The 23,742-nt window shown below is 69.6% G+C and carries 17 protein-coding genes and 1 rRNA gene; 11 read left to right on the top strand and 7 right to left on the bottom strand.

Annotated elements, in window-relative coordinates:
* Window positions 1–734: 734 nt before the first annotated feature.
* The 4 genes from ACF09K_RS00090 to eccCa all read right to left on the bottom strand — a co-directional run bounded on the left by ACF09K_RS00090 (window position 735) and on the right by eccCa (window position 8,177).
* Window positions 735–1,394: a hypothetical protein gene (locus ACF09K_RS00090; protein WP_392240206.1), complete on the bottom strand. Its 660-nt coding sequence runs from the start codon at window positions 1,392–1,394 to the stop codon at window positions 735–737.
* A complete protein-coding gene (locus tag ACF09K_RS00085; protein ID WP_392240205.1) occupies window positions 1,387–3,558 on the bottom strand; it encodes a hypothetical protein in 2,172 nt (723 codons plus the stop codon). Before ACF09K_RS00085 ends, ACF09K_RS00090 begins: the two co-directional genes overlap by 8 nt.
* Window positions 3,559–3,563: 5 nt before the next feature.
* Window positions 3,564–4,010 (bottom strand): hypothetical protein, encoded by a 447-nt coding sequence (locus ACF09K_RS00080; RefSeq protein ID WP_392240204.1) that lies wholly within the window; start codon window positions 4,008–4,010, stop codon window positions 3,564–3,566.
* A 195-nt stretch (window positions 4,011–4,205) separates the two neighbouring features.
* Window positions 4,206–8,177 carry a type VII secretion protein EccCa gene (gene eccCa / locus ACF09K_RS00075; RefSeq protein WP_392240203.1) on the bottom strand — a complete coding sequence of 1,324 codons (3,972 nt, stop codon included), beginning with the start codon at window positions 8,175–8,177 and terminating at the stop codon, window positions 4,206–4,208.
* 362 nt (window positions 8,178–8,539) lie between these two features.
* Here eccCa and eccD point away from each other — a divergent pair, with 362 nt between their 5' ends.
* Both eccD and ACF09K_RS00065 read left to right on the top strand, forming a co-directional pair.
* Window positions 8,540–10,045: a type VII secretion integral membrane protein EccD gene (eccD, locus tag ACF09K_RS00070; protein WP_392240202.1), complete on the top strand. Its 1,506-nt coding sequence runs from the start codon at window positions 8,540–8,542 to the stop codon at window positions 10,043–10,045.
* 577 nt (window positions 10,046–10,622) lie between these two features.
* Complete coding sequence (locus ACF09K_RS00065) at window positions 10,623–12,167, top strand: PQQ-binding-like beta-propeller repeat protein (RefSeq protein WP_392240201.1); 1,545 nt, start codon at window positions 10,623–10,625, stop codon at window positions 12,165–12,167.
* A 36-nt stretch (window positions 12,168–12,203) separates the two neighbouring features.
* On the opposite strand, the gene ACF09K_RS00060 is transcribed toward ACF09K_RS00065, so the two are convergent.
* Window positions 12,204–12,497: a DUF397 domain-containing protein gene (locus ACF09K_RS00060; RefSeq protein WP_392240200.1), complete on the bottom strand. Its 294-nt coding sequence runs from the start codon at window positions 12,495–12,497 to the stop codon at window positions 12,204–12,206.
* A gap of 319 nt (window positions 12,498–12,816) precedes the next feature.
* On the opposite strand from ACF09K_RS00060, the gene rpsO reads away from it, so the two are divergent.
* The 5 genes from rpsO (at window position 12,817) to ACF09K_RS00035 (ending at window position 18,279) form a co-directional block, all read left to right on the top strand.
* Complete coding sequence (gene rpsO, locus ACF09K_RS00055) at window positions 12,817–13,107, top strand: 30S ribosomal protein S15 (RefSeq protein WP_363092053.1); 291 nt, start codon at window positions 12,817–12,819, stop codon at window positions 13,105–13,107.
* A gap of 293 nt (window positions 13,108–13,400) precedes the next feature.
* The gene (locus ACF09K_RS00050) at window positions 13,401–15,620 is read left to right on the top strand and encodes a polyribonucleotide nucleotidyltransferase (RefSeq protein ID WP_392240199.1); all 2,220 of its coding nucleotides are present in this window, start codon (window positions 13,401–13,403) and stop codon (window positions 15,618–15,620) included.
* Window positions 15,617–16,996, top strand: a complete 1,380-nt coding sequence (locus tag ACF09K_RS00045) for a M16 family metallopeptidase (protein WP_392240198.1) — start codon at window positions 15,617–15,619, stop codon at window positions 16,994–16,996. The genes ACF09K_RS00050 and ACF09K_RS00045 overlap by 4 nt, the downstream gene beginning before the upstream one ends.
* Before the next feature lie 58 nt (window positions 16,997–17,054).
* Window positions 17,055–17,807 (top strand): 4-hydroxy-tetrahydrodipicolinate reductase, encoded by a 753-nt coding sequence (gene dapB / locus ACF09K_RS00040; RefSeq protein WP_392240197.1) that lies wholly within the window; start codon window positions 17,055–17,057, stop codon window positions 17,805–17,807.
* A 13-nt stretch (window positions 17,808–17,820) separates the two neighbouring features.
* Window positions 17,821–18,279, top strand: coding sequence for a hypothetical protein (locus ACF09K_RS00035; RefSeq protein ID WP_392240196.1), 459 nt, complete (start codon window positions 17,821–17,823; stop codon window positions 18,277–18,279).
* Between the two features lie 117 nt (window positions 18,280–18,396).
* Here ACF09K_RS00035 and ACF09K_RS00030 read toward each other — a convergent pair whose 3' ends face one another.
* Both ACF09K_RS00030 and ACF09K_RS00025 read right to left on the bottom strand, forming a co-directional pair.
* Window positions 18,397–18,951 carry a hypothetical protein gene (locus ACF09K_RS00030; RefSeq protein ID WP_392240195.1) on the bottom strand — a complete coding sequence of 185 codons (555 nt, stop codon included), beginning with the start codon at window positions 18,949–18,951 and terminating at the stop codon, window positions 18,397–18,399.
* A gap of 89 nt (window positions 18,952–19,040) precedes the next feature.
* Window positions 19,041–19,277, bottom strand: a complete 237-nt coding sequence (locus ACF09K_RS00025) for a hypothetical protein (protein ID WP_392240194.1) — start codon at window positions 19,275–19,277, stop codon at window positions 19,041–19,043.
* A gap of 191 nt (window positions 19,278–19,468) precedes the next feature.
* Here ACF09K_RS00025 and thyX point away from each other — a divergent pair, with 191 nt between their 5' ends.
* From thyX to ACF09K_RS00005, 4 genes are all read left to right on the top strand, one after another.
* Window positions 19,469–20,209 carry an FAD-dependent thymidylate synthase gene (gene thyX / locus ACF09K_RS00020; RefSeq protein WP_392240193.1) on the top strand — a complete coding sequence of 247 codons (741 nt, stop codon included), beginning with the start codon at window positions 19,469–19,471 and terminating at the stop codon, window positions 20,207–20,209.
* A gap of 216 nt (window positions 20,210–20,425) precedes the next feature.
* Window positions 20,426–21,325: a 4-hydroxy-tetrahydrodipicolinate synthase gene (gene dapA, locus ACF09K_RS00015; RefSeq protein WP_392240192.1), complete on the top strand. Its 900-nt coding sequence runs from the start codon at window positions 20,426–20,428 to the stop codon at window positions 21,323–21,325.
* A 127-nt stretch (window positions 21,326–21,452) separates the two neighbouring features.
* The gene (locus ACF09K_RS00010; RefSeq protein ID WP_392240191.1) at window positions 21,453–23,138 is read left to right on the top strand and encodes a ribonuclease J; all 1,686 of its coding nucleotides are present in this window, start codon (window positions 21,453–21,455) and stop codon (window positions 23,136–23,138) included.
* Between the two features lie 525 nt (window positions 23,139–23,663).
* Window positions 23,664–23,742 (top strand): 16S ribosomal RNA (locus ACF09K_RS00005); the annotation flags it as partial.

Raw genomic sequence — 23,742 nt, 5'->3', positions numbered from 1 at the left:
GTCACTTCCCACCTGTACCTGCTGGGTGCAGCCGGTGATCAGACGGCGCGGGGCCGTTGGCAGCACTCACCGCAGGATTCGTCTTCACCCTGTAGTTTACCTGGTTCCTTGTGTCATGGTTCGCTATGCCGGGCTCATACCCAGCGCCCTCATGTCTGGGTAACGTCCCGCTCTGGTGGCCGAGATTCATCCCCGCGTGATCCTGAAGTTATGGGATGAGGCCGCTTCATCGATTTCTCTCCGCCTCATTTCAATCATCTGATGAAGGTGCTTGCGGAAGAGAAGACGGTGGCGGTGGGATCAGCGGCCGGGGGGGAATCATTGGCATCGGTGGTATCCCTGGCTTGGGCGGGGCTGCGGTTGGGGGCGGTCCGGAGTGCAGCGATTCTCGGAGGCGGGGTGGCGACTGGTGAGGGGTAAGGGGCGGCGCAGGACGGGGAAAAGGAGGCGGGACTTCCTGAATGTGCGGCTGCACCGGGCCGCCCGCGTGCAGTCGCACGATGGTCTGCTCTGCACGACGCCGGGCATTCGGGGAGTCGTCACGAATGAAGCAGAGACGGATGCCAGCACGACGGCCGAGGTTCTCGGTGGCGAACAGCCGGTAGCCGAGGGCGTGGCTGATCTCCTCGATACGTCGTTTGAGGGGCGTGCTGATGCGGCTAGGAGGCAACTCGACACGGCCGCGACCGTCGAAGTACGCGATGATCTCCTCGTCCGTCACGGGTTCCCTCATCTCATTCGTCTTCGTAACGGGGCAGATCCTCGGGCAAGTTGCGGATGTCCTGGCACTCGGCCAGCTCGTAGGTGTGTTTGAGGAGTTGGTAAGCGAAGTCGGTAACCGCTTGGCGAAGCGCCGCTCCTGAGATCCTGCCCTCTCCGATCACACTGGCCTCGGCAACGACCGCGTAGGACTCCGACGCGTCGCTCGCCCGCACTCCGCGGGGGACACACGGAACGTAGACATAGGAGCTGCCGCTGTCCCGGTCCAGTCGAGCCAGAGCCTCGACGCCGTTGGCGGAGACACGGGCAGAGTCACCGTCCGTCGTGCCCCCGTAGTGGTTGAACCAGGTATCCGCGGAGGCATCGTCGACTCGTGCCTTGCCGGAGAGGATCGGATCTGCGCTGGTATAGATGTGGCAGGAAAATTCCAGATCTTTCCCCTCGTGGCGGCGGGTAGCCCCCTCCTCCGCTGTTCGTGTACGTGGGAGCGTCTGGATTACCACATCCCGTTCGACGGCTCCGTCGCACACTTTCGACGGCAGGCGTTCGAGCCCCGTGGTCAACGCGAACCAGGCAGCAGCGCCAACAAGGCAGAGCACCGTCAGGCAGACGAGGAAACCTTTCACACTCGCTTTGGTGGCCTCCCGTTCCTTGTTTTGAAGATCCTCAGACATGCGGCCGCTCCTTGGAATTGGTCAGGAATTCACCGGCGTCGTCCCACCCCTCATTGACGGCTACGCGGATGGTGTTGCCCGCCCCGCCCTTGGGGAGATCCGCATGATGCCGCTCAAGAGCGTCCATGGTCGACCATTGTGTTTGCTGATTCACTGAATCTCGCATCTTGTAGAGGTCCTTGGCGCTCCCATACAAAGACTCGTCCTTGATGCCCTCGAGTTGCTGACCTTCGACCATGCGGTCAATTGCTGCTCCAGCGACGGCTCCGGTCATTCCTCCAACTACTGCTCCCATTCCAGCCCCTCCGAGTCTTTCGGGGACCTCGATGAAGGTTGAACCAACCGTAACCCAGGTTTTGGCGAAATCTCCCTTCGCCTTCAATGCGTTGTTGTATTCTGTCTGTCCAGCAATAGCATTGCTGACTTCCGCGTCTGCGACAGAATGTCCGACAATTCCCTCAATGATTCCCGCATTCCTGCCGATGTCGGCAAGGACCTGCTCCCGGTCGCCATCGAACAAGGAGGGATTCGAAAGGTGTGCTTCAAGGAGGTTGCCGGTGTAGATGCTCTCTCCGTAGATGACCCCGGCTCTGCCCGCAGGATCGAGGGAGACAGCCGAAAGGAACCGGGTCACGTTCGTCGGCTCCAGCCCATCGGGGTTCTCGCTGTTGGTGAGGTACACCTCCGCGTTGGCGCTTCCGAATGCTCGGCTGATCTCCGGCATGTAGGAGGCCGCCATGTTTCCGAAGCTGTCCCCCAGCCCTTTGCTCACCAGGTCCGCGCCTCCGCCCGGCTGTGCCACCGCGTTCATGATGTTGGCCATGATCTCCACCTGCGCGGTGCTATGAGGCGGAACCGGCGATGCGGAGTCGCCAGCGGCGACCCCGGTGACGGCGGCCTCCAGCGCCTCCCCCAGAGACTCTCCCCGATCCGTGTACACGGTGGTGCCCAGCATGTGGTCCAGATCCGCCTTGGACTCAAATGCGTGCGTCGCCGCCTCGGGGTTGTGGGAAAGACCTTCGAACAGCCCCTCCAGAGGATCCCGACCGTTGCCGTCACCGAAGACGAGGTCGAGAGCGTCGTAGCCCTTCACCCACAACGCATCGGTGTTTGATTCCCCTGCTCCCTTGTCCGCCTTGAAAAGCGTCTTCCGGTAGTCGTCCAAGAACTCGGTGTCGTACTGCCCCTCCCGCATCAGGCTGCTGATCACCTGGGAGCCGAGGGCACCGACGGGGCTGAAAGAGTTCGCGGCGCGGAAGTTGGTGTTCCGTTCCGCGACGAGGTCCTTCTTCCAGTCCTGCATGGCTTCCGAGTCGGAGAACGACGCCGTGGCCAAGGTCAGGCTCAGATTGCTCTGCAGGCTCTTCATCGTGTCGAGTTCCGAGCCCCTGGCACCGGCGTGCGCGGAGGTCATCTCGGTCCAGAACTGGAGCGTTCCCTTGGGGCCGAGGCGGGTGGCGAACTGTTCCGCGAACAGGGAGTCGCCGTTGTAGAGCCCCATCGTGCGGTTGAAGTCGGCGATGTCGTCGAGGCTCATGTCGGCCGGGTTCTTGGCCATCTTCGCCAGCTTCTCCGCTGCCGCGACAGCCTTGGCCGCGGAGTCCCGGTCGGCGTAGGAAGCGTCGGTGAAGCCGTACTTGGCCTGGTCGACGAGCAGGCGCAGAACTTTGGCGGCGCTGTTGTCGCTCTGCGTCGCCTTGGTGAGGATGCCCTGGATCTCGTCGCGGAGGTCGTTCGCCGCCTTCTGGTCCGTCGCGCCGGTCTTTCCGCTGGGGTCGGAGGCCCAGTCGGGCCGGGTGTTGCCGGTGACCGTGAAGGTGCCTTCGCCCGTGTCGACCACCGTCAGGTTCTGTTGCGTGGCCCGCGTGATCGCGTCGTTCAGTTGCGTGCGGTAGCCGATGAGTTCACCGCGGGTGTCGCTGAGGATCTTGGTGATGGAGTCGGCCTGGGTGTGCGCGTCGGCGAATTCGGCGGCGGTCTTGGTGATGAACTCGCGGCTGACGGTGGCGTTGACGCCGGCCCACTTGGCCTTGTCGGCCTTGGCCTTGAGGTTGTTCTCGGCGTCCTTCTGCAGGTCCGCGAGCTTCTTCGTCATCTGCTCCCAGTCGGTGACCGCTTCACCGAGTCTGGAGAAATCCCCGTAGCGCAGGGCGTCGAGGTCCATCGGTGTCAGTGGCCCTTCCGGTCGTCGAAGCCCTCGTCGAGCAGCGAGATGCTGCTGACGGTGCCGGAGATATAGGAGTCGTCGGCGGCATGCTGGTTCTTCGTGAACCGCAGATGGTTGGAGATGTGGGCACAGGCGTCCAGCAGGGTCTTCGTCTGCTCGCTCCAACGCTCCGTCACGTGCTCCAGCGCGGCTCCCAGAGCGAAGCCCTCACCTTTGAGGCCCCCCGCGGCCGCCGCGGAAGCCACGCGCGCGTGCCCGCTGTAGGTCGTGAAGTCCTCGAACAGGTCATGGGCCGCCTTGCCGACCGCCTCGAGATCCTGGTGTCCCGCTACGAGATCTCCCTGAGTACCGTCCCCGCCCTGGTCGGCGGGGTACTGGTTGAGCTGCATCCGCGTGGAGTGCCGCTCTGCCGCCCTGCTCTTGAGCTGCTCCCACTCGTCCCAGGCCATCTACGAACCCTTCCCCGTGCCCCGTGAAGCCTGCGCGGCGGACGGTGCGGAAGCACCGAACCGTCGCCAGGCCGGTTCGTCGAACTCAACTGCAGATCAAATGAGTTCGTGACTCCACCGTACTTTCCGCATCCCCCGTCGTACGGCTCGACGGCTGCCGTGGCGGTAAAGCGATGCTCCAGTACGTCCCCGCCCTCAGTACTCACCCTCAGCCATCAACCCCACCTGAACCAACGGCTTCCCCCGCCGACGGGACACGAAGATTCCCCGGCCCGCGGGCATCGGACGCGGGCGTACCCCGCCGAGGAGGTCGCCCTCTCCGGGGTCGCCGGCCAGCACCACGCCCTGGGCGCCGAGTTCCTTGATGCGCTGCATGAACGCCTCGTACGAGGCGCGGCCGGCGCCGGCCGTCGAGCGGGCGACGATGAAGCGGACGCCGACGTCCCGGGCGAAGGGGAGCAGCTCCGTCAGTCCCGCCAGCGGGTTGCCGCTGGACGTGGCGACGAGGTCGTAGTCGTCGATGACGACGAACACGGTCGGCCCGCGCCACCAGCTGCGGTCCCGGAGCTGCTGCGCCGTCACGTCCGCCGTCGGGGAGCGGCGCTTCATCAGGTCGGCCAGCGCGGACATGTGGTGGTCCATCGCGTTGGACATGGGGATGTACTCGGCCAGGTGCGAGGCCGGCGTCGCGTCCAGCAGGGAGCGCCGGTTGTCGACCACGAAGAACTTGCACGCGTCGCCCGCGTACCGCTCCGAGAGCTGCTTGATCAGCAGGCGCAGCAGGTTCGACTTGCCCGACTCGCTCTCGCCGAAGACGAGGAAGAAGGGGTCCTGGTCGAAGTCGAGGTACACCGGCTCGAGGTTGTCCTCGTCGAGGGCGAAGGCGACCCCGCGCCGCGGGAACCGGTCGCCCGCGGGCAGCTGCCCGGCCGGGAACTCGCGCGGCAGGAGCCGTACGTCGGGAGCGCCGGGGGCCTCCCAGTGGCGGGAGACCTCGGCGGACAGCGCCTGGGTCGCGTCGGCGAGGTCGGTGTCGGAGGCGAGTCCGTCGATGCGCGGCACCGCCGCCATGAAGTGCAGCTTCTGCGGGGACAGACCCCGGCCGGGAACGCCCGTCGGGACGTTCGCGGCGGCCTTGCGGTCCAGTTCGGAGTCCATCGTGTCGCCGAGCCGCAGCTCCAGGCGGTTCATCAGGTGGTCCTTCAGGGCGGCCCTGACCTCCATCGAACGGGAGGCCGTCAGGACCAGGTGGATGCCGTAGCCGAGGCCGCGGCCCGCGATCTCGTGGATGATCTGGTCGAGCGCCTCGTAGTCCGAGCGGAAGTTGCCCCAGCCGTCGATGACGAGGAAGACGTCGCCCCACGGCTGGTCGGTGACCGAGATCTCGCCCCTGGCCCGCCGGTTGCGGAAGTCGGCGATCGAGGGGATGCCCGCGGAGCGGAAGTACTCCTCGCGGCGGACCAGCACGCCGTACACCTCGGCCACCGTGCGCCGCACCCGCTCCGGGTCCAGCCGCGAGGCGACCCCGCCGACGTGCGGCAGCCCGGCCAGCGAGGCCATGCCGCCGCCGCCGAAGTCGAGGCCGTAGAACTGGACCTCGTGCGGCGTGTGGGTGAGGGCGAAGGAACAGATCAGCGAGCGCAGCAGCGTCGACTTGCCGGACTGCGGGCCGCCGAGGATCTGCATGTGGCCCGCGGCGCCGGAGAAGTCCACCCACAGGGCGTCGCGCCGCTGCTCGAACGGCTTGTCCACCAGGCCGACCGGCACGACCAGGCGGCCCGCGCCCTCGTAGCCGGGCTGGGTGAGCCCGCGGCCCGGCACGCCCGTGAGACCCGGCAGCAGCGCGTCGAGCGAGGGCGGGCTGTCCAGCGGCGGCAGCCACACCTGGTGGGCCGCCGGACCCTGCGCCTCCAGGCGGCGCACGATGACGTCGAGGACGGTGTCGGCGAGAGCCTCGTCGACCTCGGGATCGTCCCCCGCGGGGCGCTGCCGGGGCACGGGCGCGTACCGCACCGCCACCTCGGCCGCCGTGAACAGCACCGGCCGCCGGTCCACCGGCAGCTGACCGCCGCCGAGCGCCGCCCGCTGCGGGCCGGAGCGGTAGACGCCGGAGACGTACGCCGCCTTGAACCGCAGCATTTCGTCCGTGCCGAACTTCAGGAAGCCGGAACCCGGCACGTTGGGCAGCGAGTACGCGTCGGGCACGCCCAGCGCCGCCCTCGACTCGGCCGCCGAGAAGGTGCGCAGACCGATGCGGTACGACAGGTACGTCTCCAGGCCGCGCAGCCGGCCCTCCTCCAGGCGCTGCGAGGCCAGCAGCAGGTGCACGCCGAGCGACCGGCCGATGCGGCCGATCTGCACGAACATCTCGATGAAGTCCGGCTTGGCGGTGAGCAGTTCGCTGAACTCGTCGATCACCAGGACGAGGGAGGGGATCGGCTGGAGCGGGGCGCCGGCCGCGCGCGCCTTCTCGTAGTCGTGGATGTTGGCGTAGTTGCCCGCGTCGCGCAGCATCTCCTGGCGGCGGTTCAGTTCGCCGCGGATGGAGTCGCCCATGCGGTCGACCAGCGTCAGGTCGTCCGCCAGGTTGGTGATCACGGCCGCGACGTGCGGCATCTGGGCCATGCCCGCGAAGGTCGCGCCGCCCTTGAAGTCGGCGAGGACGAAGTTCAGGGTCTCCGAGGAGTGGGTGACGGCCAGGCCCAGCACCAGGGTGCGCAGCAGTTCGGACTTGCCGGAGCCGGTGGCGCCGACGCACAGACCGTGCGGACCCATGCCCTCCTGCGCCGCCTCCTTGAGGTCCAGCATCACCGGACGCCCGTCCTCGCCCACACCGATCGGCACCCGCAGCCGCTCGGCCAGCGAACGCGGTCGCCAGGTGCGCTTGGGGTCCACGGACGCCGCGTCACCGAGGTTCAGCAGGTCGGTGAACTCCAGGTTGGCCAGCAGCGGTTCGTCGTCGTCGCCACCGGAGGCCATCCGCAGCGGCGCCAGCTGCCGGGCGAGCACCTCGGCGGACTCGTACGACAGCGCGTCAGGCGTTCCCTCGTAGACGGTCCCGTGCCCCGACTCCAGGTGCAGCACGCCGGGTTCCACGACGATGGACAGCTCGCCGCCGGGCCCGGTCAGTTCACCGGGGACGACCTCGAGGACCGTCACGCCCTGGAGCCCCTCGGGGTTGGCCAGGAACGAGTCGGGCGGCAGCGAGACGCCGTCGAGGACGACGACGACGTGCGGCTCCTCCGGCAGCGGGGCCGCGTCCGGGTGGAACCGCGGCCGGCCGCTGAGCCGGGAGGCGATCAGGTCCTCCAGTTCGCGCGTGTCACCGCCGATCAGTCTGCGGCTGCCCGCCCCGTCCACCGTGCCCGGCGCCTGCACGTGCGGCAGCCACTTGGCCCACTCCCAGTGCGCGAGTTCCTCCCGGCCCGCCGCGATCACGAGGACGAGGTCCTCGGGCGAGTGCAGCGCGGCCAGCGAACCGGCCATGGCGCGGGCGCAGGACCGTACCGACTGCGGATCGCCGCTCACCGTGACGTGGTAGAAGGCGCGCAGCGACACCGCCATCGGCAGGGCGTCCAGGGTGCCGTGGACGGCGAGGAAACGCTGGAACGCGCCCGCGGTCAGCGGCTCCAGCTGCTCCACGGGGCCGGTCTCCGGGCTGACGAGCGGGGTCGCCAGCGACTGGGCGCCCAGGCCGACGCGGACCTGCGCGAAGTCCTCGTCACCGGGACGCCGTTCCCACACCCGGCTGCCCTCGGCGACCAGGGCCCACAGCTGCTCGGGGGAGGGGTGCAGGTAGTACTGGGCGTCCCGCTGCGCCTTGGCGGTGGCGATCGTCGTCAGCCGGGTCTGCGCCAGGTAGCTCAGGTAGTCGCGGCGCAGGTCCGCCAACTGCCCCTGCGTACCGCGGCGGAAGCGGACCACCATCGCGATGGACATCGCCACCGTCGAGGCGATCATGACCATGCCCATGATGCGCATGAACGGCTGACCGCTCGTGAAGAAGAAGACGACCGAACCGCCCATGCCCAGCGTGGGCAGCAGTTGCATCAGTACGCTCTCCTGATGCCCCCGCGGCAGCTCGGGCGGGGGCTGCACGGCGATCTCGCCCGTGGGCACCTCGGACGGCAGGGCCCGGGGAGGGCGCTTCACGACGATGTGGCTCACTGCTCACCAATTCCCTTGCCGGCCCCGGGAAAGTACCGTCCGCCACCCCGTGTCAGGCGGACGCAGGCCGCCGCGTGATCCTACTGACTTCTCGTGCGACGAGGGGGCGGTAGGGTGCCGGATGTTCGCGTGAGCACATGCGAGTCGGTCCGGACGAGCTCCGGACGAGCCGGGACATTCCGTGAGAACGGGAACGGTCCGGTGCTCTCCGGCCGCCCGACGGCGTCCGTTCCGCCGCCCGGCCGGACCCACCGGTCCCACGCGGCACGGCACGGCCCGGAAATCTTCACACCGCCGACGCGGAACCGCCACCGAGGCGGAACCGTCGCCGAGGCGGAACCATCACGGAGGGGGAGCAGCAGGTGAGCATCACGGCTTCTGCGGCAGCCACTGGAGGAGGGCAGGGACCGGGCGCCGTCTCCGGGACGGGCCTCGGCTTCTGCCGGGTCACGATCGTCGCGCCCGACAGCCGGATCGACGTGGCGCTGCCCGACGACATCCCGGTCGTCGACCTCTACCCGGAGATCCTCCGGCTCTCCCGGCAGAGCCCCGCCGAGGGCGCCCCCGTCGGCTACCACCTCGTACGCCGGGACGGCACCGTCCTCGACGGCTCCCGCTCGTTCGCCGCGCAGCACATCCTCGACGGCGAACTCCTCACGCTGCGCCCCTTCTCGGAGTCGCTGCCGCCCGCCGTCTTCGACGACGTCTCCGAGGCGGTCGCCGCGGCCGTGACCCGCGAGCACGCCCTGTGGGGCGGCGACCTGACCCGGGCCGCGGGCCTGGTCGGGGGCGGCGTCCTGCCGGTCCTGCTCGCCTTCGTGGCCTGGACGGGCGACCCGCGCCACGACATGCACTCCCTGCCCGGCATCCTCGCCGCGGTCGTCGGCGTCCTGCTGGTCGCCCTCGCCTGCGTCCGCGCCCGCGTCTACGACGACCGGCCCTCGGCCGTCGCCCTCGGACTCGGCGCGCTGCCCAACGTCGGCGTGGCCGGATCGGGGCTCCTCCCGCTCGCCGACGGCCAGGGCATCGGCAAGCTCCAGTTCCTCCTGGCCTGCGCGGCGGTACTGCTGGCCGCGGTGCTCCTCACGCTGTGCTCGCCGGGCGGGGACGGTCCGTTCGTCGCCTTCGTCGTGGCGTCCGGCGCCGGCCTCGCGGCGGTGTTCGCGGCGATCCTCGCGCACTGGACGCCGTCCGAGACCGCCGCCCTGTGCGCGCCCGTCGCCGTGGGCGCCCTCGCCTTCCTGCCCGGCCTCTCCATGCGCTTCGCCCGGCTGCCCATCGGCTTCGACACCCCCGACACCACCCGGCGCAGCGCGTACGGCGCCGACCCCGCGCCCCAGGAACCGGTCGACGTCGAGCGGATCACCGCCCAGGCCCGCCGCGGTCACGAACTGCTCGTCGGACTGGTCGGCGGCTGCGCCCTGATCGCGGTCGGCGCCTGCTCGGTCCTCGGCTTCTCCGACGACCTCTGGGCCCAACTGCTGGCCCTGGCCGTGGGCATCGCCCTGCTCATGCGCGCCCACCTCTTCCGCTACACCGCGCAGGTCGCCCCCGTCCTCGCCGCCGGCCTCGCCTCCCTCGTGCTGCTCGGCCTCGGACTGGCGCTCAACCCGCCCGTGTCGGTGTTCCGTGACGCTCTGATGGGCGACCGCACCGACCTGGACGTGCGGACGATCTGGCTGGTCGCGGCGATCGCGGCGGCGTCCGCGCTCATCACCGCGATCGGTCTGATCGGCTCGCGCGGCGGTCTCACGCCGTTCTGGGGACGGTTCACGGAGATCGCCGAAGGCTTCGTCCTGCTCACTCTGGTCCCCCTGGCGCTGGCCGTCTTCGACGTCTACGCGGCCGCCCGGGCGATGACGAGCTGACGGGCCGGCCGGACCGGCCGGCCCGGCCGAGCGCCCGCCGCCCGTCACTCTGCCGCCGACCACCCAGCCGCACCGGGCGACCGGGCCGCGGGACGCCGGGGTGCCCGGCCGTAGGGTCCAGGGCCTCGGGCCGTCCGATCGTCCGGCCGCCGGATCACCGGATCACCGGATCACCGGATCACCGGATTGTCCGGTCGCCGGATCGGCCGACTGTCGACTCGTCGGGTCATCCGATTGTCCGGTGTCCGGCTGGCCGGACCGACCGGCTGTCTGCCGTCAGCCCGTCCGCCGTCGACCACCCCAGCCGTACCGGGCAATCGGGCAACCGGGCCGCCGGCCGCCGGGATGTCCGGCCGTAGGGTCCAGGGCCTCGGACCGTCCGATCGTCCGGCCGCCTGATCACCTGATCACCTGATCACCGGGTCGTCCGGTCGCCGGATCAGCCGACCGTCGGCTCGTCAGGTCGTCAGGTCGTCAGGTCGTCAGGTCATCAGGCCATCAGGCTGTCCGGCCGTCAGTTCGTCAGTTCGTCGGACCGGCACGGGAACCGCAGCAATCACAGGAAGGAACGCAGAGCGTGAGCTTCGGCCCGCCCCCGTCCGTGTACACCCAGCCCTCCGCGACGACGGCGCCCGTCCGGACCGAGCGCCGCCGCAGGCTGCTGGGCTGGTCCCTCGCGGTCGTCCTCGTCGTGGCGCTGGGCACGGGCGGCCTGCTCCTCCTGACCGGCAATGACAGCGACGACGACGGCGGCCGGGACGGCGGTAAGGGAAGCGCCCCCTCCGCCCAGAGCCGCCTCGACGTCCGCGAGACGGTCGAGAAGCCGCCCGCCGGCACCCTCGGCACCATGGCCTTCCGTTTCTCCGTGGACGACATGGGCCCCGGCGAGCACTACGAGATGCCCGGCATGTGGGCCACGGACAAGATCCTCGCCAAGGGCATCAACAAGACCGTCGTCGGCCTGCCCCTCGGCACCGACGCCGCCCCCGGCGACGAGAGGTGGAAGCTCCCCCTCGACGGCCCGATCTGCGGTTACACCCGCCACGTGACCGGTGACAACCGCACCGCCGTCCTCTTCCGCGCCAACGACCGCGGCGGCGCCTACTGCAACCACGTCGTCTTCTTCGACCTCGACGACGGCCGGCAGGTCTGGGAGAGCGACTTCCCCTACTCCCCGTACGCCGACTCCCCGGGCCTGCCCAGGAACGGCGACGAGCAGGACACCCCGAGTGTGACCCTCACCCACGGCACGGTCGTCGTGACCTGGGGCGGCGGCACCGACGCGTACGGCATGGACACCGGCAGGCGCCTGTGGCGCACCACGTCCACGGGCGCCTGCCAGGACATGGGAGCCGCCGGCGGACGCGCGCTGATCGTCCGACAGCAGTGCTGGAACGACGACGACAGCCTGCCCGTCGACTCCTTGGAGCGCCTCGCCTACAAGGCGCGCAAGGTGGACCCGGAAACCGGCGAGGTCCTGTGGACCTACTCCGCCGCCAAGGGCGTCCGGGACCTGAACATCCCCTCCGCCGAACCCGCCGTCCTCGCCGTCCAGGCCGGTGAGACCGGGATCTCCGAGCTGCTCTCCCTCGACGGCAAGGGCGAGAACCGCGCCACGATCCGCCTCCAGAGCGGCACCTACCTGGGCGAGTGCTCCTACGACGACTACCTGGTCGTCGACGACTGCCCGACCATCGCCGTCGGCGCCGGCCAGGTCTTCCTGCGCAGCAAGGAGGCGGGCGCCCCGGCCGACGCCAACTGGATCATCGGCTTCGACCTGGCCACGGGGAACACCACCGAGAAGTTCGACTCCGGACCCGGATCCCTGCTCTACCCGGTGCGCACCAGCGGCAGCCGGCTCCTCGCCGTACGCGTGAGCGCCGACCACATCGCGCCCAACGCGCTGGTCGCCCTGGACCCGGAGACCGGCCGCGAGACGCCGTACTTCTTCTTCGGCCTGCCGGCCGAGGCCGAACTGATGACGACGACCGAACACCACGACGTCGTCGTCCAGAACGGCCGCCTCTTCTTCGGCGTCAAGAAGGCCGAGGGCCCCGCCGCCGGCCGGCCGAAGTGGACCTACCTGGTCCTCGGCCTGCAGGGCGCGACGGCGGGGAGGTGACGGCGGGGAGGTGACGGCGGCGCGGACCCGCGCCGCCTACCGCGCCGCCTGCCCGCCGTTGTGCGGCGCCGGCTCCAGGTCGAACTCGCCGTCCCGCGCACCCAGGACGAAGGCACGCCACTCCGCCTCCGTGTAGCGCAGCACGGTGCCGGGGTCGAGCGACGACCGCATCGCCACGGCACCGCCGGGGAGATCGGCGATCTCCACCCGCTCCTCGTGCTCCTCCGTGCCCGGCGCGCTGTGCCACTCGACGCCGGAGATGTCGAGGGCGTACAGCTCGTCCCTCTCCCGCTCCTTGCGCGCCTTGGTCTCCTCTGCCGTCTCCGCCATGCCGCAGCGACCCCTTCCCGACTTCCCGACGTACCCGACGAAAGAACCATCCGAGCCGCCCACCCTAGTGGCCGCCCCGGCGCCCCCTCAGGGGTTCGCGGACCGCGGCCGAAGCGCCCGCCACCTCCTGGTACCCTGATGGACGGCCGTTCGTGTACGCACCCCCGGATCGCCCTCAGCAGACCCTCGGCACATCCTGACGGTCCCTGATGGTCCTGGAGGCCGCGCCCAGCGGATCCCCGCCTCCCGAGTAACGGAAGCTCCCCCGAGACACAGACCGGGGGCACTCGGTGGCCACCACAGACTACGAGGAGTACGCGTGTCGCTCGACGCCGCTACGAAGAAGCAGATCATCGCCGAGTTCGGCCAGAAGGAGGGCGACACCGGCTCCCCCGAGGTCCAGGTCGCCATGCTCTCCCGTCGGATCTCCGACCTGACCGAGCACCTCAAGACCCACAAGCACGACCACCACTCGCGCCGCGGTCTGCTCATCCTGGTCGGTCAGCGCCGCCGGCTGCTGCAGTACCTGGCCAAGAAGGACATCCAGCGCTTCCGCGCCCTGGTCGACCGCCTCGGCATCCGCCGCGGTGCGGCCGGCGGCGCCAAGTAGGACGCCATGAAGGGAGCGGTTCCCGTCGTCATCGGGGACCGCTCCCTTTGCCGTACGTACGCAAACGTGCGGAGTGTCACCCACGCTTTGTAGTGTGGTAGCAGAACGCAATACGCACGACACGACGAGGAGAGGCGCACGCAGCGGCCGCCGGTCCTCGGTAGTGGCCCCCGGGGGAAAGAGAGCCCGGGTGCTTCGATCGAAGACCGGCCCGCACCGCACGGAGCGCCTCTCCGCCACCGTCCCCCTGCCACACGGGCAGCCCAGGGGACGAAGACGAGGAGAAAACACTAGTGGAGAACGAGACCCACTACGCCGAAGCCGTCATCGACAACGGCACCTTCGGCACCCGCACCATCCGCTTCGAGACGGGCCGTCTGGCCCGCCAGGCCGCCGGCTCGGCCGTGGCCTACCTGGACGACGACACCATGGTGCTGTCGGCCACGTCCGCCTCCAAGAACCCCAAGGACCAGCTCGACTTCTTCCCCCTCACGGTGGACGTCGAGGAGCGGATGTACGCCGCAGGCAAGATCCCCGGCAGCTTCTTCCGCCGCGAGGGCCGCCCCTCCGAGGACGCCGTCCTCACCTGCCGCCTGATCGACCGCCCGCTGCGCCCGTCCTTCAAGAAGGGCCTGCGCAACGAGATCCAGGTCGTCGCCACCATCATGGCGCTCAACCCCGACCACCTGTACGACGTCGTGGCGATCAACGCCGCGTCCGCGTCCACGCAGCTGGCCGGCCTGCCCTTCTCCGGCCCGATCGGCGGCGTCCGCGTCGCGCTGATCCGCGGCCAGTGGGTCGCGTTCCCGACGCACACCGAGCTCGAGGACGCCGTCTTCGACATGGTCGTCGCCGGTCGCGTCCTGGAGGACGGCGACGTCGCGATCATGATGGTCGAGGCCGAGGCCACCGAGAAGACCATCAAGCTGATCGAGGGCGGCGCCGAGGCGCCCACCGAGGAGGTCGTCGCCTCCGGTCTGGACGCCGCGAAGCTCTTCATCAAGGTGCTCTGCCGGGCCCAGGCCGACCTCGCCGCCAAGGCCGCCAAGCCGACCGGCGAGTTCCCGATCTTCCTCGACCACCAGGACGACGTCCTGGAGGCGCTGTCCGCCGCCGTCCGCCCGGAGCTGTCCGCCGCGCTGACCATCGCCGGCAAGCAGGAGCGCGAGGCCGAGCTGGACCGCGTCAAGGCGCTCGCCGCCGAGAAGCTCCTGCCGGAGTTCGAGGGACGCGAGAAGGAGATCTCCGCCGCGTACCGCTCGCTCACCAAGCAGCTGGTCCGCGAGCGCGTGATCAAGGAGAAGAAGCGCATCGACGGCCGCGGCGTCACGGACATCCGTACGCTCGCCGCCGAGGTCGAGGCCATCCCGCGCGTGCACGGCTCCGCGCTGTTCGAGCGTGGCGAGACCCAGATCCTGGGCGTCACCACCCTCAACATGCTGCGCATGGAGCAGCAGCTGGACACCCTCTCCCCGGTGACCCGCAAGCGCTACATGCACAACTACAACTTCCCGCCGTACTCCGTCGGCGAGACCGGCCGCGTCGGCTCCCCGAAGCGCCGCGAGATCGGCCACGGCGCCCTCGCCGAGCGCGCCATCGTGCCGGTCCTGCCGACGCGCGAGGAGTTCCCCTACGCGATCCGCCAGGTGTCCGAGGCCCTCGGCTCCAACGGCTCGACGTCCATGGGCTCCGTCTGCGCCTCCACCATGTCGCTGCTGAACGCCGGTGTGCCGCTGAAGGCCCCCGTCGCCGGCATCGCCATGGGCCTGATCTCCCAGGAGATCAACGGCGAGACGCACTACGTCGCCCTCACCGACATCCTCGGTGCGGAGGACGCCTTCGGCGACATGGACTTCAAGGTCGCCGGCACCAAGGAGTTCGTCACCGCCCTCCAGCTCGACACCAAGCTGGACGGCATCCCCGCCTCCGTCCTGGCCGCCGCCCTCAAGCAGGCCCGTGACGCCCGCCTCCACATCCTCGACGTGATGATGGAAGCGATCGACACGCCGGACGAGATGTCCCCCAACGCCCCGCGGATCATCACCGTCAAGATCCCCGTGGACAAGATCGGCGAGGTCATCGGCCCCAAGGGCAAGATGATCAACCAGATCCAGGAGGACACCGGCGCCGACATCACGATCGAGGACGACGGCACCATCTACATCGGCGCCGTCGACGGCCCGTCCGCCGAGGCCGCCCGCGCCACGATCAACGGCATCGCCAACCCGACGATGCCCGAGGTCGGCGAGCGCTACCTGGGCACGGTCGTGAAGACGACCACCTTCGGCGCGTTCGTGTCGCTGCTGCCCGGCAAGGACGGTCTGCTGCACATCTCGCAGATCCGCAAGCTCGCCGGCGGCAAGCGCGTGGAGAACGTCGAGGACGTCCTCGGCGTGGGCTCCAAGGTCCAGGTCGAGATCGCCGAGATCGACTCCCGCGGCAAGCTCTCCCTCATCCCCGTGATCGAGGGCGAATCGTCCGACGACGACAAGAAGGACGACGCCGAGCAGTGACGTCCCGTAGCTCCAAGGTGACGGCCCGCCCCTCTTCGGAGGCGCGGGCCGTCGCCCGTACCCAAACCCTCATCAAGGGCGAGAACGGCATCGGCACGGTCCGCAAGACCACCCTCCCGGGCGGCCTGCGCATCGTCACCGAGACCCTCCCCTCGGTCCGCTCCGCGACCTTCGGCATCTGGGCACACGTCGGCTCCCGCGACGAGACCCCGGCGCTGAACGGCGCCACCCACTACCTCGAGCACCTGCTCTTCAAGGGCACCCGGCGCAGGTCCGCGCTCGACATCTCCTCCGCCCTCGACGCGGTCGGCGGCGAGATGAACGCCTTCACGGCGAAGGAGTACACGTGCTACTACGCGCGCGTGCTCGACGCCGACCTGCCGCTCGCCATCGACGTCGTCAGCGACATGCTGACCGGCTCCCTCATCCGAGAGGAGGACGTCGACGTCGAGCGCGGCGCGATCCTCGAGGAGATCGCGATGACGGAGGACGACCCGGGCGACTGCGTGCACGACCTGTTCGCGCACACGATGTTCGGCGACAACGCCCTCGGCCGCCCCGTCCTCGGCACGGTCGACACCGTCAACGCCCTCACCGCGGACCGCATCCGCCGCTTCTACAAGAAGCACTACGACCCCACCCACCTGGTGGTCGCCGCCGCGGGCAACATCGACCACAACAAGGTCGTACGGCAGGTCCGCGCCGCCTTCGAGAAGGCCGGCGCGCTCAGGGAGACCGACGCCGCCCCCATCGCCCCGCGCGACGGCCGGCGCACCATCCGCACCGCGGGCCGCGTCGAACTGCTCGGCCGCAAGACCGAACAGGCGCACGTCGTCCTCGGCATGCCCGGCCTGCCCCGCACCGACGAACGCCGCTGGGCCCTCGGCGTGCTGAACACCGCCCTCGGCGGCGGCATGTCCTCCCGGCTGTTCCAGGAGGTCCGCGAGAAGCGCGGCCTGGCCTACAGCGTCTACTCCTACACCTCCGGCTTCGCCGACTGCGGACTGTTCGGCGTGTACGCCGGCTGCCGGCCCAGCCAAGTGCACGACGTGCTGAAGATCTGCCGCGACGAACTCGACACCGTCGCCGAACACGGCCTCTCCGACGAGGAGATCGGCCGCGCCATCGGCCAGCTGCGCGGCTCCACGGTCCTCGGCCTGGAGGACACCGGCGCGCTCATGAACCGCATCGGCAAGAGCGAACTGTGCTGGGGCGAGCAGATGTCCGTCGACGACATGCTGACCCGGATCGAGGCCGTGACCCCGGACGAGGTCCGCGAGGTGGCCCGCGACATCCTGGGACGGCGCCCGTCGCTGTCGGTCATCGGCCCGCTCAAGGACAAGCAGGCGTCCCGACTGCACGAGGCCGTCGCCTAGGGTCTGTCCGGCACGATCCGCCGGACAGGTCCCCACCCCTCCCGTAAGGAAGCAACAGATGAGCAAGCTGCGCGTGGCGGTCCTCGGCGCCAAGGGCCGTATCGGTGCCGAGGCCGTCCGGGCGGTCGAGGCCGCCGAGGACATGGAGCTGGTGGCCGCCCTCGGCCGGGGCGACGACCTGGAGACGCTGGCCGGGACCGGCGCCCAGGTCGCGGTGGAACTGACCACCCCGGCCTCGGTCATGGACAACCTCGACTACTGCGTACGGCACGGCATCCACGCCGTCGTCGGCACCACCGGCTGGACCGAGGAACGCCTCGCGCGGCTCACCGGCTGGCTGGAGCGGTCCCCGGAGACGGGCGTGCTCATCGCGCCGAACTTCTCCATCGGGGCCGTGCTGACCATGAAGTTCGCGCAGATCGCGGCGCCGTGGTTCGAGTCGGTCGAGGTCGTCGAGCTGCACCACCCGAACAAGGTGGACGCCCCCTCCGGCACCGCCACGCGCACCGCCCAGCTCATCGCCGAGGCCCGCCGCACCGCCGGCTGCGCCCCCGCCCCGGACGCCACGGCGACGGCCCTGGACGGGGCCCGCGGCGCGGACGTCGACGGCGTCCCCGTCCACGCCGTCCGCCTGCGCGGTCTGCTGGCCCACCAGGAGGTCCTGCTGGGCGGCGAGGGCGAGACCCTCACCATCCGCCACGACTCCCTGCACCACAGCAGCTTCATGCCGGGCATCCTGCTGGGCACCCGCCGCGTGGTGACGACTCCGGGCCTGACCTTCGGCCTGGAGCACTTCCTGGACCTGAACTGAGCCCCTGACTGCCATGCGCGCGAAGCTCTCCTACGCCCTCACGGCCGCCGTCCTGGTCTTCTACTTCGTCCTGGCCGGCAGCCGCGGCGTCATGCTCATCCGGTCCGGCACGCTCCTCACCGTCACCTTCGGCGTGGCGGTGCTGATCCTGCCGGTCATCGGCGTCTGGTTCCTGTGGAAGAACACCCAGTTCGTCCGCCGGGCCAACCAGCTCGCCGCCGAACTCGACGCCGAGGGCGGACTGCCCGTCGACGACCTGAAGCGCACCCCCAGCGGCCGCGTCGACCGCGACTCGGCCGACGAGGTGTTCGCCCGGCGCAAGGCCGAGACGGAAGCCGCCCCCGACGACTGGCGCACCTGGTTCCGCCTCGCCGTCGCCTACCACGACGCCCGTGACACCCCGCGCGCCCGCAAGGCCATGCAGCGCGCCATCAGCCTGCACGGCACCCCACGGCACCCGGCCTCCTCCTGAGGCCGCGCACTTTCCCCGAGACCGTGCGTCCCGGGGCCGTGCACCGGTCCCGGGGCCGGGCGCGACAAGGCCCGGTCCGCGCATCCGGACCGGGCCGCCTCACGCGTGTCCCCGGGGTCAGGGCCGCCGGTACTCGTCCGCCCACGCCTCCACGGAGTCCGCGGCCCGGTCGAACGCCTCCGGCCGCGCCATGAAGTCGGCCCCGTGCGAGGTGAGCAGTGGTACGGCACCCTCCGCGGCCCGGTCCCGCCGCACGAGGGTCAGCGCCTGACCCTGCACGGTCCGCGGCAGACCCATCCAGCGCACGGGCTGCTGCACGGTCCGTACGGCCACGACCCGGTTCCAGGTCACCGTCCTGGTGACGAGGAAGTTCACCTGGCGCACCCCGCGCGCACTCACCCACACCCCCATCCGCAGCAGCCGCAGCGCGCCGGCGATCACCAGCAGCGACAGACCGAAGACGACCCCGGCCTCGGACACCGAGCCGGTCAACGCGATGATCACCGCCGCGAACAGCACGTACGACGCGAGCAGCAGGCACAGCGCGGCCGCCGCGACCCGCCACGGACCGGGCCGGTAGGGCCGCCGCCAGTGCTCGCGGTCGTCGAAGGGCAGCGCGACCTCGTCCGCCGCCTCGAACGCGCGGTCGGCCGTCAGGAAGGGCAGGGGCACGGCTGGTCCTCACTCGTCCATGCGTGGGCTGTGCCGGTGAGGCTATCCGTCCGTGTCCCCGCCCACCACCTTCGGGGGTCCGGATGGGGTCAGCGGCCCCGGGAGGCCTGTGACGGCTGGTCCTGGACGGAGTGATCCGCGGACAGCGCCGGCATCCCGATCACCAGCGAGCCCACCAGCGCGGCCACGATGGTGAGCCCCAGCAGCCAGCGCCCGGCCAGCTGCCCGAACGAGGACCGCTCCGGGGGCGGGGGAGCGACGTTGCTGCGGAATCCGTCGGCCTCGGCGAGGAAGGCGAAGGGTACGGGCTCGCGTCGGCGGAACATGGCGGGTACGTCCTCCTGCTGGACTCACGTGACGTCGGCGTCGTCATCGGTACAGACGAGCGAGTGCCCGAAAACGTGCCCCATATCGGCAGACGTCACCCGGGAATCCCGAGGCGCCCGTGAAAACCGGGCCCCTCGGCCGTCGTAAAGTTGGCGCCGCTCCGAAGACGCGACGGAAGGACCCCCGCACCGTGACCCCCACCCCCGACGACGATTTCAAGATCGACCTCCGGAGCGACGTCACCGTCGAACTGGTCAAGCACACCGCGTCCGACGCCGACGTCCTGTTCGCCGCCCGCGTCTCGACCGCCGGCGAGCAGTCCCTGGACGAGCTGAAGAAGGACCCCGAGCGCTCCAAGGGGCTCATCAACTACCTGATGCGGGACCGCCACGGCAGCCCCTTCGAGCACAACTCGATGACCTTCTTCGTCAGCGCCCCGATCTTCGTCTTCCGCGAGTTCATGCGGCACCGCGCGGGCTGGTCGTACAACGAGGAGTCCGGCCGCTACCGGGAGCTCCAGCCGGTGTTCTACGTCCCGGACGCCTCCCGCAAGCTCGTGCAGCAGGGGCGCCCCGGCAAGTACGTCTTCGTGGAGGGCAGCGAGGAGCAGCAGGCGCTGGTCAACCGCACGATGGAGGACTCCTATCGCCAGGCCTACTCCGCCTACCGCGAGATGCTCGCCGCCGGCATCGCCCGCGAGGTCGCCCGCGCCACCCTCCCGGTCGGCCTGTTCTCCTCGATGTACGCCACCTGCAACGCCCGCTCCCTGATGCACTTCCTCGGTCTGCGCACCCAGCACGAACTGGCCAAGGTCCCGTCCTTCCCGCAGCGGGAGATCGAGATGGTCGGCGAGAAGATGGAGGCCGAGTGGGCGAAGCTCATGCCCCTCACCCACGCGGCCTTCAACGCCAACGGCAGGGTGGCCCCGTAAGCCGTCCCGTCAGCCGCTCCGCAACGGAGACGTATGTACGGATCATCCGCGCGAAGTGTCCGTATTGCGGCATTTAGAGAAGTTCATCTAGCCTGATCAAACGGACCCGGCACTGCTTGAACCCCCGAGCAGGCAGTGCCGGGCTCCGCATTTGTCACCACTTGTCGTACGCCCCGAGGGCAGACCCCGCCCTGATCAACGAGTAGCGTGTTACCCATGGCTCCGACCTCCACTCCGCAGACCCCCTTCGGGAGGGTCCTCACCGCCATGGTCACGCCCTTCACGGCGGACGGCGCACTCGACCTCGACGGCGCACAGCGGCTCGCCACCCACCTGGTGGACGCGGGCAACGACGGCCTGATCGTCAACGGCACCACCGGCGAGTCGCCCACCACCAGCGACGCGGAGAAATCGGACCTGGTACGAGCCGTCCTGGAGGCCGTCGGAGACCGGGCCCACGTCGTGGCCGGAGTCGGCACCAACGACACCCACCACAGCATCGAGCTGGCGCGCGCGGCGCAGCGAACCGGCGCGCACGGCCTGCTCGTCGTGACGCCGTACTACAACAAGCCCCCGCAGGAGGGCCTCCGCCGGCACTTCACGGCCGTCGCCGACGCCACCGAGCTGCCGGTCATGCTCTACGACATCCCCGGCCGCAGCGGCGTCCCGATCGGCACCGAGACGCTGGTCCGCCTGGCCGAGCACCCGCGGATCGTCGCCAACAAGGACGCCAAGGGCGACCTCGGCCGCGCGAGCTGGGCCATCGCCCGCTCGGGCCTGGCCTGGTACTCCGGCGACGACATGCTGAACCTGCCGCTGCTCTCCGTGGGCGCGGTCGGCTTCGTCTCCGTCGTCGGCCACGTCGTCACCCCGGACCTGCGCGCCCTCGTGGACGCCTTCACCTCGGGTGACGTCCAGAAGGCCACGGAGATCCACCAGAAGCTGCTCCCGGTCTACACGGGCATGTTCCGCACCCAGGGCGTCATGACCACGAAGGCCGCGCTCGCCCTCCAGGGCCTGCCCGCGGGCCCGCTGCGGCTGCCCATGGTGGAACTCACCGCGGAGGAGACCGCCCAGCTCAAGATCGATCTTGCCGCCGGCGGGGTACAGCTCTGACACCAGACTTCACAACTGAATACGGCAGGCCACCGGTGCCTGCGCACATCGACAACTGCTTCTGCACGAACGTCACGCGCGCCACGTGCCCCACCGGTACGTGGCGCGCGTGTTTGAGGAGAGTCTTTTGAGTCATCCGCACCCCGAACTGGGCCCGCCCCCGCCGCTCCCCGAGGGAGGCCTGCGGGTCACCCCGCTCGGCGGCCTCGGCGAGATCGGCCGCAACATGACGGTCTTCGAGTACGGCGGTCGCCTGCTGATCGTCGACTGCGGAGTGCTCTTCCCCGAGGAGGAGCAGCCGGGAATCGACCTGATCCTGCCGGACTTCACGTCCATCCGGGACCGTCTCGACGACATCGAGGGCATCGTCCTCACCCATGGCCACGAGGACCACATCGGCGGCGTCCCCTACCTCCTCCGGGAGAAGCCGGACATCCCGCTGATCGGCTCCAAGCTGACCCTCGCCCTGATCGAGGCCAAGCTCCAGGAGCACCGCATCCGCCCGTACACCCTCGAGGTGGCGGAGGGGCACCGTGAGCGCATCGGTCCGTTCGACTGCGAGTTCGTCGCGGTCAACCACTCCATCCCGGACGCCCTCGCGGTCGCCATCCGCACCCCGGCCGGCATGGCGGTCCACACGGGCGACTTCAAGATGGACCAGCTCCCGCTGGACAACCGCCTCACGGACCTCCACGCGTTCGCCCGGCTCAGCGAGGAGGGCATCGACCTCCTCCTCTCCGACTCGACGAACGCGGAGGTCCCGGGCTTCGTCCCGCCCGAGCGCGACATCTCCAGCGTCCTGCGCACGGTCTTCGCGAACGCCCGCAAGCGGATCATCGTGGCGAGCTTCGCCAGCCACGTCCACCGCATCCAGCAGATCCTGGACGCGGCCCACGAGTACGGCCGCAGGGTCGCCTTCGTCGGCCGCTCGATGGTCCGCAACATGGGCATCGCCCGCGATCTGGGCTACCTGAAGGTCCCGCCCGGCCTGGTGGTGGACGTCCGCACCCTGGACGACCTGCCGGACCACGAGGTGGTCCTGGTCTGCACGGGTTCCCAGGGCGAACCGATGGCCGCCCTCTCGCGCATGGCCAACCGCGACCACCAGATCCGCATCGTCGACGGCGACACCGTGATCCTCGCGTCGTCGCTCATCCCCGGCAACGAGAACGCGGTCTACCGCGTGATCAACGGCCTGACCCGCTGGGGAGCCGACGTCGTCCACAAGGGCAACGCCAAGGTGCACGTCTCGGGCCACGCGTCCGCGGGCGAGCTGTTGTACTTCTACAACATCTGCCGGCCGAAGAACCTGATGCCGGTCCACGGCGAATGGCGTCACCTGCGCGCCAACGCCGAACTGGGCGCCCTCACCGGCGTCCCGCACGACCACATCGTCATCGCCGAGGACGGCATCGTCGTCGACCTGATCCAGGGCAGGGCCAGGATCTCCGGCAAGGTCCAGGCCGGGTACGTGTACGTCGACGGCCTCTCGGTCGGCGACGTGGGCGAGCCGGCGCTGAAGGACCGGAAGATCCTGGGGGACGAGGGCATCATCTCGGTCTTCCTGGTCGTGGACTCCTCGACAGGCAAGATCACCGCCGGCCCGCACATCCAGGCCCGCGGGTCCGGGATCGACGACTCCGCCTTCGGGGCCGTCGTGCCGAAGATCAACGAGGTCCTGGAGCGCTCGGCCCAGGACGGGGTCGTCGAACCCCACCAGCTGCAGCAGCTCATTCGCCGCACCCTGGGCAAGTGGGTCTCCGACACCTACCGGCGCAGGCCGATGATCCTCCCGGTCGTCGTGGAGGTCTGACGGACCGACGACTCCTCGCAGACGTCAACCTGGGGCGGGGCACCTCGATTTGCATCGGGGCGCCCCGCTCCAGTACGTTTACGGCTCCGCCTGAACGGGAAGCCCCCGACACCTTGTGTGTCGGATCGGCCACCGGGAAGGGCCGGGAAAACCGACTCAGAACTTCTGATAAAGTCGGAACCGCCGGAAAGGAAACCGCGAAGAAAAGCGCGGGATTCTGGAAAGCGCCGAGGAGATCGGGCCGGGAAACGGTCTGATAGAGTCGGAAACGCAGGACCGAAGGGAAGCGCCCGGAGGAAAGCCTGAGAGAGTCTCTCGGGTGAGTACGAAGGAAGCGTCCGTTCCTTGAGAACTCAACAGCGTGCCAAAAATCAACGCCAGATATGTTGATACCCCGTCCCCGGCAGTGATAGTCGGAGATGAGGTTCCTTTGAAAAAAACACAGCGAGGACGCTGTGAACGGCCGGGCCTATTCCGCCTGGCTGTTCCGCTCTCGTGATGTGTGCACCCGATCACGGGTAAACATTCACGGAGAGTTTGATCCTGGCTCAGGACGAACGCTGGCGGCGTGCTTAACACATGCAAGTCGAACGATGAACCACTT

The sequence above is a fragment of the Streptomyces sp. NPDC014882 genome (genome assembly GCF_043081325.1).
Classification (GTDB): Bacteria; Actinomycetota; Actinomycetes; order Streptomycetales; family Streptomycetaceae; genus Streptomyces.
Note: the sequence above shows the minus strand (reverse complement) of the source record. Positions and strands in the feature narration are given on the sequence as shown.